The 14,513-nt window shown below is 74.7% G+C and carries 14 protein-coding genes, 1 pseudogene and 1 riboswitch; of the genes and pseudogenes, 7 read left to right on the top strand and 8 right to left on the bottom strand.

Annotated elements, in window-relative coordinates:
* Window positions 1-41: 41 nt before the first annotated feature.
* A riboswitch (cobalamin riboswitch) is annotated at window positions 42-249 on the bottom strand.
* 30 nt (window positions 250-279) lie between these two features.
* On the bottom strand, window positions 280-864 hold the full coding sequence (locus tag EAD96_RS10065; protein WP_121684079.1) for a DM13 domain-containing protein: 585 nt from the start codon (window positions 862-864) through the stop codon (window positions 280-282).
* 101 nt (window positions 865-965) lie between these two features.
* On the opposite strand from EAD96_RS10065, the gene EAD96_RS10060 reads away from it, so the two are divergent.
* Window positions 966-1,664 (top strand): response regulator transcription factor, encoded by a 699-nt coding sequence (locus tag EAD96_RS10060; RefSeq protein ID WP_121684078.1) that lies wholly within the window; start codon window positions 966-968, stop codon window positions 1,662-1,664.
* Window positions 1,665-1,711: 47 nt separating this feature from the next.
* A pseudogene (locus EAD96_RS10055) lies at window positions 1,712-2,689 on the top strand (sensor histidine kinase); the annotation flags it as partial.
* Window positions 2,690-2,731: 42 nt separating this feature from the next.
* Here the strand turns inward: EAD96_RS10055 and abc-f are convergent.
* The gene (gene abc-f, locus EAD96_RS10050) at window positions 2,732-4,369 is read right to left on the bottom strand and encodes a ribosomal protection-like ABC-F family protein (protein WP_121684076.1); all 1,638 of its coding nucleotides are present in this window, start codon (window positions 4,367-4,369) and stop codon (window positions 2,732-2,734) included.
* A 445-nt stretch (window positions 4,370-4,814) separates the two neighbouring features.
* Here abc-f and EAD96_RS10045 point away from each other — a divergent pair, with 445 nt between their 5' ends.
* The 3 genes from EAD96_RS10045 to EAD96_RS30825 all read left to right on the top strand — a co-directional run bounded on the left by EAD96_RS10045 (window position 4,815) and on the right by EAD96_RS30825 (window position 6,929).
* A complete protein-coding gene (locus tag EAD96_RS10045) occupies window positions 4,815-6,038 on the top strand; it encodes a multidrug effflux MFS transporter (RefSeq protein ID WP_121684075.1) in 1,224 nt (407 codons plus the stop codon).
* 50 nt (window positions 6,039-6,088) lie between these two features.
* Entirely contained in the window at window positions 6,089-6,637 is a 549-nt protein-coding gene (locus EAD96_RS10040; RefSeq protein ID WP_121684074.1) for an adenylate kinase, read from the top strand.
* Between the two features lie 106 nt (window positions 6,638-6,743).
* A complete protein-coding gene (locus EAD96_RS30825) occupies window positions 6,744-6,929 on the top strand; it encodes a hypothetical protein (RefSeq protein WP_147457860.1) in 186 nt (61 codons plus the stop codon).
* Window positions 6,930-6,977: 48 nt separating this feature from the next.
* On the opposite strand, the gene EAD96_RS10035 is transcribed toward EAD96_RS30825, so the two are convergent.
* Window positions 6,978-9,059 carry a cupin-like domain-containing protein gene (locus EAD96_RS10035; RefSeq protein ID WP_121684073.1) on the bottom strand — a complete coding sequence of 694 codons (2,082 nt, stop codon included), beginning with the start codon at window positions 9,057-9,059 and terminating at the stop codon, window positions 6,978-6,980.
* A 29-nt stretch (window positions 9,060-9,088) separates the two neighbouring features.
* Entirely contained in the window at window positions 9,089-9,664 is a 576-nt protein-coding gene (locus EAD96_RS10030; RefSeq protein ID WP_121684072.1) for a hypothetical protein, read from the bottom strand.
* A gap of 84 nt (window positions 9,665-9,748) precedes the next feature.
* Between EAD96_RS10030 and EAD96_RS31495 the strand changes: the two genes are divergently transcribed.
* Window positions 9,749-10,360: a CGNR zinc finger domain-containing protein gene (locus EAD96_RS31495; RefSeq protein WP_121684071.1), complete on the top strand. Its 612-nt coding sequence runs from the start codon at window positions 9,749-9,751 to the stop codon at window positions 10,358-10,360.
* Window positions 10,361-10,393: 33 nt separating this feature from the next.
* Here the strand turns inward: EAD96_RS31495 and EAD96_RS10020 are convergent, their stop codons facing one another.
* The 3 genes from EAD96_RS10020 to EAD96_RS10010 are packed head-to-tail and all read right to left on the bottom strand — an operon-like array spanning window position 10,394 to window position 12,562.
* Window positions 10,394-11,359, bottom strand: a complete 966-nt coding sequence (locus EAD96_RS10020) for an acyltransferase domain-containing protein (RefSeq protein ID WP_121684070.1) — start codon at window positions 11,357-11,359, stop codon at window positions 10,394-10,396.
* Window positions 11,360-11,408: 49 nt separating this feature from the next.
* Window positions 11,409-11,720 (bottom strand): TraR/DksA C4-type zinc finger protein, encoded by a 312-nt coding sequence (locus tag EAD96_RS10015; RefSeq protein WP_121684069.1) that lies wholly within the window; start codon window positions 11,718-11,720, stop codon window positions 11,409-11,411.
* Between the two features lie 2 nt (window positions 11,721-11,722).
* The gene (locus tag EAD96_RS10010) at window positions 11,723-12,562 is read right to left on the bottom strand and encodes a rod shape-determining protein (RefSeq protein ID WP_120570321.1); all 840 of its coding nucleotides are present in this window, start codon (window positions 12,560-12,562) and stop codon (window positions 11,723-11,725) included.
* A gap of 450 nt (window positions 12,563-13,012) precedes the next feature.
* Here EAD96_RS10010 and EAD96_RS10005 point away from each other — a divergent pair, with 450 nt between their 5' ends.
* Window positions 13,013-13,243 carry a hypothetical protein gene (locus EAD96_RS10005; protein ID WP_013285820.1) on the top strand — a complete coding sequence of 77 codons (231 nt, stop codon included), beginning with the start codon at window positions 13,013-13,015 and terminating at the stop codon, window positions 13,241-13,243.
* 26 nt (window positions 13,244-13,269) lie between these two features.
* Here the strand turns inward: EAD96_RS10005 and EAD96_RS10000 are convergent, their stop codons facing one another.
* Entirely contained in the window at window positions 13,270-14,496 is a 1,227-nt protein-coding gene (locus EAD96_RS10000) for a CdaR family transcriptional regulator (RefSeq protein ID WP_120573831.1), read from the bottom strand.
* Between the last annotated feature and the right edge of the window lie 17 nt (window positions 14,497-14,513).

The following is a 14,513-nucleotide window of genomic DNA, read 5'->3' as shown; positions in this document are numbered from 1 at the left end:
ACCCGCCCGACCCACCCGCGAGGTCGACGGCGGCGCGCACCGGTGGTACGCGCGACGCGGGCAGGTCTTCGGACTCGCGGGCGTGACACGAGGTCGCCTACTGGCCGTCGCTTCCCAGGCCGTGGCCCAGTGCTGTTGACGGCTGTCGTTCCCACTCACCGCTGCGGGGCAGTCCCGGATTCCCACCGGGTTCCCTCTTACGACACCCGGCCGTCGCCGACCGGGTGAACCAGCGCTTCCCGCAGCGTAGCCCAGCGTCCGAGGCCGGCGGCACAGGCGTCAGGCCGGCGCCGATCCCGTCACAGCGGCAAGCGGCGCCGCGCCGAACGACACCGCGAACCGCTTGCACCAGATCGACACGCTGCGCAGACCGTCCAGGTCCACCGACGCCGGGATGTCGTACGCCTGGTCGCCGATGTTGCCCTTGAGCCGGCCCAGCTCGACCCAGCGGCCGTCGTCGAACACCTGCCAGCCGGCCCGGCCGGGCAGCACCTTCCGGTCGGTGAGCCACACCCGCAGGTCGGGTCCGTCCGAGGTGTCCAGTCCCCGCAGCAGAAGCTGCCGGCGGCCGTCGGCGAGGCGGACCAGCTGCGCCCGGCCGGACGTGTCGTGCTCGTGGGTGACGAAGTCACCGGCGGCGAGGACCACGTCGGCGGGCGCCGCGCCGGTCGGCGACGAGCTGGCAGTGCCGGTCGCCGGTGGGCCGGTCGTGCCCGCCGGCAGCGGCTCCGCCACAGTGGGCAGCGCCTCGCGCACCTCGCGGTCGGTGACCAGCCGCCACGGCTGGAACAGGTACAGGCTCACCCCGAGACCGGTGACGGCCACCACGGCGAGCACCGACAAAATCACACGTCTTCTGCCCATGCCCCGACGGTAGGCGCGGACCCGGCGGAAAGATCTTTCCGTCCGCTTACGGCTCGACCGCGGGCCGCCGCACCGCAGGGCCGGTGGGTAGCGTCTGGCCCATGGGGCGCTACGTGCTCGTCGTCGACGACGACCGGACGGTGAGCGACGTCGTCCGGCGCTACCTCGAACAGGACGGCTGCCGGGTCCGGCTGTCCTTCGACGGGCCGGACGTGCTCGCCGCGGCCGAGGAGGAGCCACCCGACCTGGTGGTCCTCGACCTGATGATGCCGGGTCTCGACGGCATCGAGGTGTGCCGGCGGCTGCGTCGCCGGCTGCCCGGCCTGCCCGTGGTCATGCTCACCGCGCTCGGGGACGAGGCCGACCGGGTCGCCGGGCTGGAGGTCGGCGCGGACGACTACGTGACCAAGCCGTTCTCACCGCGCGAACTCGTGCTGCGCATCAGGTCGGTGCTCCGGCGCGCCGCCCCGCAGGACCGGGGACCGACCGGGGTGCTGCGCGACGGGGACCTCACCGCGGACACCGACCGGCGTGTGGCCGATCGCGGCGGGCAGCCGCTGTCGCTGACCGTACGGGAGTTCGACCTGCTCGCGTTCCTGCTGGCGAACCCGGGACGCGCATGGTCGCGGGCCGAACTGCTGGACCGCGTGTGGGGCTGGCGGTTCGGCGACCAGTCCACTGTCACCGTCCACGTCCGGCGGTTGCGGGAAAAGATCGAGGACCACCCGGCGCAGCCCCGCCGCATCGTCACCGTGTGGGGCGTCGGCTACCGGTACGAGCCGTCGGACGCGTCCCGGTGAACGAGCTGCTGGTCATCGGGCTCTACGCCCTCCTCGCCGGCGCGGTCGTCGGCGCGCTCGGCGTCGGCGCGCTGCGGCTGGTGCGCCACCGGTCGATCCTCGCGCACATCGCGGTGCTGCTCGCGGTCACGATCGCCTCGGTGACGGCGGGCGTCACGGCCGTCGCCCAGGCCATGTTCCTGTCCGCGCACGACCTCCAGGTCGTCCTCGTCACGGTCGCGGCGTCCGCGGCGGTCAGCCTGGCCGTCGGGGTGGCTTTCGCCCGCCGGCTGGCGCAGGCGGCGGTCTGGGCCGACCAGGCCCGGCAGCGGGAACGGCAGCTGGAGGCCGGCCGCCGCGAGCTGGTCGCGTGGGTCTCGCACGACCTGCGTACGCCGCTGGCCGGGCTGCGGGCGATGGCGGAGGCGCTGGAGGACCGGGTGGTCGACGAGCCGGCGGCGGTGGCCGAGTACCACCGCCGGATCCGGGTCGAGACGGACCGGATGACCCGCCTGGTCGACGACCTGTTCGAGCTGTCCCGGATCAACGCCGGAGCGCTGCGGCCCGCGCTGTCCCCGGTCCCGCTCGGCGACGTGGTCTCCGACGCGATCGCCGCCACCGCGCCGCTGGCCGCCGACCGGCGGGTCCGGGTGCTCGCCCCGGAGACCGGGTGGCCGACCGTCCGGGCCGCCGAGGCCGAGCTAGCCCGGGTCGTGACGAACCTGCTGGTCAACTCCGTTCGGTACACGCCACCGGACGGCACCGTGCGCATCGACGCCGGCCGGGACGACGACGACGCGTGGCTCGCCGTCTCCGACACCTGCGGCGGCATTCCCGAGGCGGACCTGCCCCGGGTGTTCGACGTGGCGTTCCGGGGCACCCGGGCCCGTACCCCCGCACCGGCCGGCGCCGACGAGGCGGCGCCGGCCGGGGGCGGTCTGGGCCTGGCGATCGTGCGGGGACTGGTCGAGGCGCACGGCGGGCGGGTGCACGCACACAACGTGACCGGCGGGTGCCGGTTCGTCGTCCGCCTGCCGGCGGTCTGACCGCCCGTCCGGCCCACCGGGCGGGGTGGCGCGGCGGGCGGGTCAGCCGGCGTCCGGGGGACCGGTCTCCACCAGGCGTCCCCCGGTCAGGCGCAGCCAGCGGCCGACGTTGATCGCGGCGAGGAACCGCTCGTCGTGGCTCACCACCAGCAGTGCGCCCCGGTAGGCGTTGAGCGCGCTCTCCAGCTGACCGACGCTGACCAGGTCGAGGTTGTTCGTCGGCTCGTCGAGCAGCAGGAGCTGTGGCGCCGGTTCGGCGCCGAGCACGCAGGCGAGCGTGGCGCGCAGCCGCTCGCCGCCGGAGAGCACTCCCACCGGCAGGTGCGCGCGCGGGCCGCGGAACAGGAAGCGGGCGAGCAGGTTCATCCGCTGCGCGTCGGGGGCCTGCGGCGCGAACACGGCGAGGTTCTCCGCCACGGTACGGTCCAGGTCCAGCAGGTCCAGCCGCTGCGACAGGTACGCGATCCGGCCCTCGGCGCGGGTGATCCGGCCGCTCTCGGGCTCCAGGTCGCCGTCGATCAGGCGCAGCAGCGTCGACTTGCCCGCGCCGTTGGCGCCGAGCAGGGCGATCCGCTCCGGGCCACGGATCGTCAGGTCGACACCGTCGGCGGCGAACAGCGACCGCTCGCCGTGCCGGACCCGGACCCGTTCGGCGGTCAGCAGCGTGCGTCCGGCCGGCACAGTGGTGGCGGGCAGCTCCACGGTGATCGTCTTCTCGTTGCGCAGCGCCCGCTCGGCCTCGTCGAGGCGGGCCCGGGCGTCGTCGACCCGCCCGGAGTGCATCTCGTTCGCCTTGCCCGCGGCCACCTGGGCGTCCCGCTTCAGGCCGCCGGCGACGATCCTCGCCAGGCCCGCGTTCTTCAGGTTGCGGGCGGCGTTCCCGGCCCGCCGGGCGGCCCGCTCACGGGCCTCCTGCAACTCCCGCTTCTCCCGCTTGAGCTCCTGTTCGGCGCTGCGGACGTTCTTCTCCGCCACCTCCTGCGCGGCCCGCACCGCCGCCTCGTACGAGGTGAAGTTGCCGCCGTGGAAGCGCACCTCACCGCGGTCGAGTTCGGCGATGCGCTCCATCCGGTCCAGCAGCGCCCGGTCGTGACTGACCAGCAGCAGGCAGCCGTTCCACTGCTCCAGCACGTCGTAGAGCCGGTGCCGGGCGTCGAGGTCGAGGTTGTTCGTCGGCTCGTCCAGCAGCAGCACGTCGGGCTGCTTGAGCAGTTGCGCCGCCAGGCCGAGGGAGACCACCTGCCCACCGCTGAGCGTGTCCAGGCGGCGGTCGAAGGCGAGGTCGCCGAGCCCGAGCCGGTCGAGCTGGGCCCGGGTGCGTTCCTCGATGTCCCAGTCGCTGCCGATGGTGGTGAAGTGCTTCTCGTCGGCGTCGCCGGCCTCGATGGCGTGCAGCGCCGCGATCAGCGGGGCGATCTCCAGCACCTCGGCCACCGTCAGGCCGGCGGCCAGCGGCAGGCTCTGCGGGAGGTAGCCCAGCACGCCGTCGACGGTGATCGACCCGGCGGTGGGCCGGTGCTCACCGGCGATCAGCTTGAGCAGCGTGCTCTTGCCGGCGCCGTTCGGCGCGACCAGGCCCGTACGGCCGCCGCCGAGCGTGAAGGAGAGGTCCTGGAAGACCGGGGTGTCGTCCGGCCAGGAGAAGGTCAGGTTCGAGCAGACGATGAAGGAATGGGACATCGGGAAGACAACCTCGGAGTGAGGGCAGGCGGACCGGAGCCGCCCGGCAGGGGGACATGGTCTTGGAGAACGACGAGGCGACCACGGCGAACGGCGCTGATCCGCGCGTGCCGGTGGTCTGTCACATGCCCGGGCTCACCCGGAGATGTCGTCGTCACCCGCCATGTCTGATCTCCCTGCTTGCCAGTCCTGGACTGGATCACTCCGCTCCACCGTAGCACCGACGACGCTCGCCGGCCGGTCCCGCACACGGGCGTGCCGGAACCGGCAGACACCGAGCAGCGCGTGACCTGCGTTACCTCTCGCCGAGACGGGAATGTGATCACCGGAGGCGTATTTGACTCAGGGTGTGAGTGCCGCACCCTCTCGCGCCCGGCCGCACGCCGACCGGGCCGGGACGCCCCAGAAGACCGATGCCACCCCGACGCCCACCCCGGGCGACCTGATGAGCCGCAGTCAGCGGCTCAAGCTCGTGCTGGTCCTCGGCTCGCTGATCGCTGTGGGGCCGCTGACGATCGACATGTACCTGCCCGCGCTGCCCGCCATCGTCAGCGACTTCGCGACCACGTCGGCGGCGGTCCAGCTGACGCTCACCGGCACGCTCGCCGGGCTCGCCATCGGGCAGTTGCTGATCGGGCCGCTGTCGGACGCGGTCGGGCGGCGCCGCCCGCTGATCGCCGGTCTCCTGCTGCACATCCTGGCGTCGGCGCTGTGTGTGGTCGCCCCGAACGTCGCCGTCCTCGGCGTCCTGCGCGTCGTGCAGGGCCTCGGTGTCGCCGCGACCGCCGTGGTGGCGATGGCGGTGGTGCGTGACCTGTTCAGCGGGTCGGCGTTCGCCACGATGCTGTCCCGGCTGCTGCTGGTGATGGGTGCGGCGCCGGTCCTCGCCCCGACGCTGGGCGGCGGCGTGCTGCGGTGGACCGACTGGCGCGGCGTCTTCGTGGTCCTGGCCGTCTTCGGGGTGCTGCTCGTCGCGCTGGCCACGCTCGCGCTGCCTGAGACGCTCCCGCCCGCACGTCGCCAGCGCGGCGGCGTCGTCGCGACCGTGAAGACGTACGGCGGGCTGCTGCGGGACCGGGTCTTCGTCGGCCTGGTCCTGGTCGCCGGGCTCGCCATGGCCGCGCTGTTCGCGTACGTCGCGGGTTCGTCGTTCGTCCTCCAGGACACCTACGGGCTCGACGAGCAGGAGTTCGGCCTGGCGTTCGGCGCGGGCGCGGTGGGCCTGATCGGCGCCACCCAGTACAACGTGCGGCTGCTGCGCCGCTACCCGTCGCAGTGGATCCTGGTGACGTCGCTGGCGGCGGGCACGGTGGCCGGGCTGGCCCTGGTGGTGTTCGCCGCGACCGGCTTCGGTGGGCTGCCCGCCCTGCTCGTGTCGCTGTGGCTGGTGCTGGCGGCGGCGGGCCTGGCCATGCCGAACGCCCCGGCGCTGGCGCTGTCCCGCCACGGCGAGGCCGCCGGCACCGCGTCCGCCCTGCTCGGTGCGGTGCAGTTCGGCGTGGGCGCGGTGGCCGCGCCGCTGGTGGGCGTGCTCGGCACCGGCGCGGTGGCGATGGCCCTGGTGGTGGCCGGCGGGATGGTGGCGGCACTGCTGGTGCTGCTGGTCGTCGTCCGGCCGTCCCAGCTCGCCGGCCTGGAGGCGGTGCCGGCGGTCGCTGTCGCGCACTGACCCGGCCGCCCCGGATCGCGCCGGGTGCGCGTGGTGCCTACGCTGCTGCCATGAGCGCCCCGGCCCGCATCCTGGTCGAGGGCATCCACGGCTCCGGCAAGTCGACGCTCGCCGCGCATCTGGCGCAGCGGTTCGGCCTGCCCTGGCATCCGGTGGACGACCTGCTGTGGGAGCCGGGCTGGGTCGAGGTGCCGGTGGCCGAGCAGCGTCGCCGGATCGAGGCGGTCTGCCGGCGCGACAGGTGGATCGTCGACGGCGCGTACCACGGCTGGCGGGACGTGGTCCTGGGTCGCGCCGACCTGGTGATCGGCCTGGACTACCCGCGCGGCGTCTCGTTCCGGCGGCTGCTGCGGCGCACGCGGCGGCGGCTGGCGAGCGGCGAGCTGATCTGCAACGGCAACCGGGAGACGCTGCGCAGCGTGCTGTCCCGCGACTCGATCCTGGTGTGGCACCTGACCGGATTCGGCCGGGCGCGGCGGCGGATGCGGGCCTGGGCGGCCGACCCGGCCGGGCCGCCGGTGCTGCTGTTCGACGACCCGGCCGCGCTCGACGACTGGCTGGCCGGTGGAGCGCCGGTGACGGTCCGCCCGGGCGGCTGACCGGGGTCGCCGTGTTCCCAGCCGGATCCCAGTGGACGGGCGCAGGCTGGCTGCCGGGCGCGCCTCCCGGTGTCGCCCGTGCGGCGACGACGAGAGGAGGTGACGCATGCGGAGGTCGGTGATCGTCACGATGCTGGCCGCCATCGCCCTCACCGCGGGACCGGTGCCGTCGGCCGGTGAGCCGCCGGCCGTGCGGTACCGCGCCGACGTACGCGATCCGCCACCGACCGGACCACCCGGACTGGCCGTGGACGAGATCCCGGACCCGCCACCGGAGCGGGACAAGGGATAGACCGGATGCCGGGAGCGCCGGTACCGGCGCTCCCGGCATCCGCAGCCGTCAGGGCTCGCTGCGCACCAGCGGCGGGTGCAGGTAGTGATTGCCGACGGGCACCCGGAAGTGGTGCAGGCTCACCGTGGCACTGACGTCCAGGGCCCGTACCCAGTGCCACCACCCGGCCGGTACGAACAGCGCGTCACCCGGCTCCAGCACCTCCGACAGGACGGTGGCTCGTTCGTACAGCGGGTGCTGGTCGAGATCGGGCCGAGCGGCGTCGACCCGGCTGTACGTCCCGCCACGGGGATAGACCCGCCCTCGCTGATAGGACGGCACCAGACGGACGTGTTTGCGGCCCGTAACCTGGCACAGCAGGATGTTCATGTTGTCGTGGTGCAGGGCGGTGACCGTGCCGGCCGGCCCCAGCAGCAGGGTCACCGTCTCCGGCAGCAGAGCCGGATCGATGATCCCGTGCACCGGCCTGATGTCCTGGGCCAGCGGTTCGAGTCCGTGCTGCCAGTTGTCGTTGCGCGCGACCATGTAGTGGTCGTTCGTCTCCCCACCCGTCTCGACCAGGGTGAGGTAGTCGGCGAACGTCATCCGGGTCCGGTGCGCGTCGTGCTGCCAGCCGTGCTCCGGGTTGTTGTCCCGTCCGGTCATCACCTCGACCTCGACGGCGCCGAGCCGGTCCCGCAGCCGGGCCGTCGTCCATTCCCGCCGTGCCGGCCAGTCGTCGACCGCGCCGGCCAGGATCACCGGACGGTTGGCGACGTAGTACCTGTCGAAGAACTCGGTGGGGGACAGGTCGGAGCGCCGTTCCAGCCCGCCGGCCAGCTGCGCCGAGCGGAGATCGCCGTAGAGGTCGAGCAGGGACTCCGTCCAGGCGTACTCCCGGGCCAGGCGCAGGCAGGCCCGGAAGTACGGGTGCCCGGGCGCGCCGGCCAGCTCCTCGTCGACCTCCGGCACGGGCAGCCCGGCGGCCAGCAACGCCTCCCGGACCTCGCCGGCCGGTACGCCGAGGGCCAGGTTCTCGGCGGCCCACGCCCGCCACCGGGGCGCGAGCCTGGCCGATCGGGTCACCGGGACTCCGGCGACCGGTCCCGGGCCGCGCCGGCCGGCTCGGCGGCGGTTCCCTCGGGCAGCGACAGCCGCCGCCGGGTACGTGCGGCCGGCAGATCGACGCAGTCGACGTAGTTGTTCTTGACGTTGACCTCGAACTCCGGATCCGCCTCGGTCATCGGTCGCAGCCCACGCATGCCGTTCCCCTTCACTGTGGATGGTCGTGCCGCCTACGGTGCCGACGTCGACTGGGATCCCACTGGGATCGCCGCCGTCACCTCGTGGTTCCGGCGGCGCGGCCGGGCCGGGCACGAGGTCGAGAGCGGTGTCCTGGCGGAGGATCGCCGTCTCCAGGCGCAGCAGTCCACCTCCCGGGTCGATCCCGAGGTCCCGGGCGAGCCGGGCCCGCGCGCGGCGTACGACGGCGAGCGCGTCGCCCTGCCGGCCGGCCCGGTACAGCGCGACCGCCAGCATCTCCCAGCCGCGCTCCCGCAACGGCTGCTCCAGCACGAGCGCCTCCAGTTCGCCGAGGATCTCGGTGTGCCGCCCCAGCGCCAGCAGGGCGGCCAGCCGCGACTCGGTGGCGGCGGCTCGCATTCCCTCCAGGCGGGCGATCTCCGGCAGCGCGAACGGCGCCTCCGCCAGATCGGCGTACGCCGGCCCGCGCCACAACCCGAGCGCACCGGTCAGATCGGCCAGGGCCGCGGCGGCGTGACCCCGGTCCAGCCGGTTGACGCCGTGCGCTACGAGCGCGGCGAACCGTTCCGCGTCGACCTGTTCGGGCGGCACCCGCAGGGCGTACCCGGGGCCCTCGCGGCGCAGCACCCGGCCCGGTGAGCGCGGCGGCCGGTCCGGTTCGAGCGCCCGCCGCAGCGCGGCCACGTAGCCGTGCAGGGTCGCCGCTCCGGCCGCCCGCCGGCCGTCGCTCCAGACCAGGTCCCGCAGCCGCTCGGCGGGCAGCATCCGTCCCCGCGCGACCAGCAGCGTGGCGAGCACCATGCGCTGCCGCCGGCCGCCGAGCGGCACGTCCGCGCCGTCGCGGTGCGCGACCAGGGGCCCGAGCACCGACAGCCGTACGTCGGTCATCCCACCCACCACCGTCGCGGCCAGCCGGGTCAGGCGGCCCGGTCGCCGAGTGCCAGGCAGATGTCGTCCTGCCGCCCGATTCCCAGTGTCAGCGCACGGGTGCCGTCCGGATCGACCGAGATCACGTGCAGTCCGTCGAGGATGTAGTAGCCGCGCCGGTAGTGGTCTCCGGGACGGAAGCCGAACCCGGCCGGCCCGACGATGGTGTAGCGCAGCCACCCGCCGTCGGGCCGGTACTCCAGCAGGCCGGAGCCGCCCGCGTCGCGGCGCACCGCCCGTCCGGTGTCGGCGTCGACGAACTCGACGGTCAGCGGGCCGGCGTACTCCTCACGCCGAACGGCGCCGGTGGCGTACCGGGCGAGCACCCGGACCCGGACGTCCTGGGAGACGACGCGGACTTGGAGCGGGAAGGAGCAGTAGCGGCCCGCAGGACCGGTCCAGTCCTCCTGGATCGATGGATGCCAGGGCTCGGGCCGACCGCTCGACCGGGCGGCCGGAGAGGCGTCGCGGTACGCGAGCACCGGGCCGGGCGGAGCGGCCACAAGGGCCGCGGACACGACGAGCATGCCGAGCAGGAACCGACCGACTGTCTTTCCGGGGCGCATGGCATCACCTAACCAGTAGAACACGATTAACCGGTGTGATGACACTGACTGGTTAGCGCGGCCGCGTCAAGGCACACTGTCGGCATGCACTGGGTGAACGTCGAGGGCTATCCGATGCCGATCCCGGTCGGCGGCCATCCCGCGCTGGAACTCTGCAACACCTGGGCCGGCTGGGCCGCGCCACCGAGCCCGGAACGGGACTGGCTGCGCGACTACGACCGGCTCGCGGTGTGGGCCGGTCACGTCGGGCTGCTCGCCCCGGCCGTCGTCGGCCGCCTGCGGGAGGCGGGCCGCCGCCGGCCGTCCGCTGCGGGCGAGGTGCTGGCGGAGACCCGGGAACTGCGTACCGCGCTGCACGACGTCCTGCTCGACCCGGACGACACCGGGGCCTTCCGGCGGGTCGCCGGGCCGGCCCGGGAGGCTGCCGCCGCATCCGTCCTGGAGACGGGCCCGGACGGGATCGCCCACTGGACGCTGCCCGACGACGCCGGGCTGCGCCTGCCGTTGCTGTCCGGTGCCCGGGCCGCCGCCGACCTGCTCACCTCGGCGGCCCGCACCGAGGTGCGCGCCTGTCCGGCCGCCGACTGCGGATGGCTGTTCCTGGACCCCCGAGGCCGGCGTCGCTGGTGCAGCATGGCCACGTGCGGCAACCGGGCCAAGGTGCGGGCCTACGCCGCCCGCCGCCACCCCGACTGACAGTCGCAGCCGGTCACGCAGGCCCCGGTACGGCTACCGTCCGGCCGGTCCGGCGATCGGGAAGCGGCCCTGACGCCACTGCCAGTGCCGGCCCGCCCGCATGTGGTCGATCACCGCGCGCTGGAGCACGGTGCGGCGCGGCAGCCGGTCCAGCGGCGTGCTGAGGCTGCGGAACACGAACCGCAGCACCTCGACGTCGCCGTCCGGCGTGTCCTGCTCCTGGTGGGGCTCCAGCGTGAACCGCCGCTGGAACCGGATGATGTTGGAGTCCTCCGGCAGGTATTCGCGCAACTGCGGGTCGAGCAGCCAGGAGCCGCAGGAGAACGCGGCGTACTGCTCGCCGGGGAAGTGGCGCGGGAAGAACGCGCGGGCCCGGTCCAGCGACGCGTCGACCGCCTCCGGGGTCAGCGGTCCCGAGTCCGGGATGTGCAGGCCGATCGCGCCGCCGTCGCCGCGCTGGTGCTGCAGTCGGCCCAGCTCGTAGAGGCCACCGCGCACGTGCAGCGTCAGCCAGCTCTGCATGACCGGCCAGCCCTCGCCGTTCATCCGCCGGTCGACAGCGAGGTTGTTGCCCAGGTCGGCGAGCGTCGCCCAGGACACGTCGTCGGGGACGCCGTGGTCGCGGTGGTAGGCACGCACGGCGTCGACCAGTGCGAGGTACGCGTAGACGTAGAGATGCCGCCAGGCCGGACCCCGGTCGCGGGGCAGCGCCGGGCCCGGGGTCAGCCAGGCGTGGCCGCCGAGGTCGGCGCGGACCAGGGCGGTCGAGCGGTCCAGCAGCCAGCGCAGCTCGGGAGTCCACAGTGGCGAGCCGGGCTCCGGCCAGGCCGCCAGGATCTCGGCGGCGTCGTCGGGGCGGACCGCGAGCCGGTCCAGCAGCGCGGGCGCGTCCGCCCGGGCGGGCAGCGGCGCGGAGGGCCGGTCACCGGCGAGCCGGTGCACCCGCTCGACCTCCTCCGCGGGCACGCCGAGCCGGCCGGCGACGTCATCGACATCCATGGCGGTGACGCTACCGGCCGGCGCCTGCCCCGACAGCCCCGTGCGGTGCTCAGCGCCGTTGCTGGCACGGCACGCAGAAGCGGGCCGAGGGCAGGATCTCCAGGCGGGCGGTCGGGATGTCCTGCCCACAGCGCTCGCAGACGCCGTACGTGCCCTCGGACATCCGCTTCAGTGCCTGGGCGGTGTCCGCGACGCCCTGCCGGGCGGTCTCGATCAGCCGGCGCAGCGTGTCCGGGTCGTGCCCGCCGTAGTCGGGCTGCCGCGTGTGCAGCGTCAGCTCGGTGAGCTGGTCGGTGTACTCGCCGAACTGCCGGTCCAGCAGTTCGCGCAGCGTCTCGGTGCGGTTGAGGGCGTGCGTCATGATCAGGCGCTCCTTTCCGGGCGGCGCTCGGTGTCGTGCGGGTGTCGCAGGGCCGAGATGGCGGCCATCCCGGCGCCGGTCAGCGCGGCGGTACGGGGTGACGCGGCGCGGTGCACAGTCGCGCCGAGCGTGGCGACCAGGCGGGCCGTCACGTCGGGCCGGGTGGCGCCGTCACCGATGACGATCGGGCCACGGGCCAGCGCGGCGCGGACCTGGGGCCGCAGCGCCGCGTCCTGACGCAGCTCGCGTACCAGACGGGAGGTGGTGTCGGCGAGCATGGCGGCGGTCGTCGCGTGGTTCAGGTCCCGGGTGCCGGCCTCGGCCCGCCGGGCGGCCACCACCCGGCCGTCCTCCAGCAGCGCCACCTCGGTGAGCTGGGCGCCGATGTCGGCGACGAGCAGGGTGCCGGCGGCGGCACCGGCGCCGATGGCGCCCGCCCGGACGCTGTCGAGGAACAGCAGCCGGGACGGCGCGAGCACGGCGGTGAGCACCCGGCGGGTCGCCTCCTGCTCGGCCGGCGCGGCGAGCACCGGACGGCAGGCCACGACCAGCGCGCCGACCGGCACCGGGGTGCGGTGGTCGCGCAGGATCTGCCGCAGCTCGGAGACGCAGGCCGGACCGTCGACGATCCGGCCGCGCCGCACGACCGGGCTGCGCAGGCCGTGGCCGAGCGGGACGCTCAGCGTCCGGCCCGGTCCCAGCCAGATCCGCAGCAGGCTGCTGCCGAGGTCCACGGCGAGCGGCGCCGCGTCGACTGTGACCGGCGGGCGGCTGCCGTGGGAGCGGCCGATCAGCATGCCGGTGCGGGCCGGAGGACGAATGGCTGTGACAGGGTGCGGCATACCGACCTCTTTCGGATCAGGGTGCCCAACGGGCGGTGGACGGTGCGGGGAAGGGGCGTGGCCGGGGCCGCAGGGCGTCGGATTCACTCGACGACGCCGGCGGCCGGGGGCTCAGACGCGCTTCTGGTCGCCGCTCGCAGATCGGGACGCGACGAGTCCGGCGAACACCGGTGGTGGAGCCATCGACGTGCGGGTCATGCTCACCACCTCCTCGCTGCTCGGGTACCGCCTCGGACCTCCAGCGTCGCCGGGAACACCACGCGCGGCAGTGCACGCCACCGGCCAACAACGAGCGCAATGATTGCCGGTGGCCGGAACCCGGATCCGCCCATACCCCGTGGCTATGGTTGACACATGGAGAACGCGAGCCCAGCTCGAACGTCCATCGCGTCGCCCTGACGCCGGCCGGCTCCGGCGGGCCCGCGGCGACCGCGTCCGAAGGAGGTCCCCGTGATCATCGAACGTACGACCCTCCCCGGCATCGGGGTCCGGCACACGCTGACCACGGAGGAGGGCCGCCGGATCGGCGTGATCGACTACCAGGTCGGCGGCCGGCGCGACGTCGTCCACGACGACCCGGACGACCCGGACCGCATGGTCACGCTCACCCTCACCCGTGACGAGGCGTCGGCCCTGGCCAACCTGCTCGGCTTCCCGGAGCTGGTGGCCGTACCGGCCTGAGACGCCGGTCACACCGGCCGCGGCCCCTACGCCGGCAGCGGCCGGCGGGGCCAGTCCAGCGCCCGCGCGCCGAGCACGGCGGCGTGCAACGTGAACCGGTCCCGCGCGTCGGCGGGGTCGTAGCCGCTCAACGCCCGGATCCGGGCCAGCCGGTAGGTGACGGTGCGCACCGACACGTGCAGTCGGCGGGCGGCCTCGGTGGAGACCTCGCCGCAGGCGAAGTACTCGTTCAGCGTGTCCAGCAGCGGCTCGGCGCCCCCACGCGCCTGGGCCAGCGGCGTCAGCACCGCCCGCACCAGGTCGACCATGGCGGGCTGGTCGCGCAGCAGCACCCGGTAGATCAGCAGGTCGTGCGCGTCGATCACCGACGCCTCGCTGTGCAGGCGCCGCGCCGTGGTCAGCGCCTCCCGGGCCTCCTCGTACGAGCGGGCGATGCCGTAGACGCCCGGGTGCGGGCGGCCCACCGCCACCTGCCACGGCCGGCCCCGCACCAGCCGGTCCAGCTCGCCGTGCATCAGCGTGCCCAGGTTGCCGGCCGGGCCGGCGCCGCGGCCCCGGTCGGCGGCCACCGGGTCCGCCGGGGCGATCACCACGAGCAGCCCCTCCTTGGTGGCCACCAGCACGTCCCGGTCACCGAGCCGGTCGAAGATGACCCGCTCCAGCGCGCTGATCGCCGCCTCCGTGTCCGGCAGCCGCCGTCCCGGCGCGGCCAGCGCGACCTGGTGCACCCGGGCCAGGTCCAGGCCGAACGGCTCGGCCCGCTCCACCAGCCCGCCCAGGTCGGAGTCGCCGCGCAGCAGGTCGTCGACGAGTTCCCGGCGCAGCGACTCCTCGCGCCGGACCAGTTCCCGGCGGGCCACCGCGTACCCCTCGGCGAGCGTGGCCACCGCGGTGTCGACCACGTGCAGGACGGCGTCGGCGGCCGCGCGGACCGCCTCGCTGTCGTCGGACCGGTCCAGGTGGGGGAGCTGCCGCCAGACGCGCCGCGCCGCGGACAGGTAGAGGCGTACCGCGCGGCCGGCGGAGATCCCCTGCTCGGCCGCGCGCCGGCCCAGCGCGCCGACCGCGTCGAGTTCGGCGCGGCGCGGGCGGCGGCCGGTCACCGCCGCGTCGGTCAGCAGCCGCAGGTAGTCGCCGAGCAGCTCCACCGGCACGTCGCCGGCGTCGGCGCCCGCCGCGCGGGCCACGTCGGCCAGCCACTGCTCGTCCTCGCCGCCCGCGACCGGTGCCGGCCGGCGGACGCTGTCGGTCATCGCGGTCTCCCCGGACG

It is taken from the genome of Micromonospora sp. BL1 (assembly GCF_003667485.1).
GTDB classification, from domain to species: Bacteria; Actinomycetota; Actinomycetes; order Mycobacteriales; family Micromonosporaceae; genus Micromonospora; species Micromonospora tulbaghiae.
This window is presented reverse-complemented; position numbering and strand designations above follow the sequence as displayed.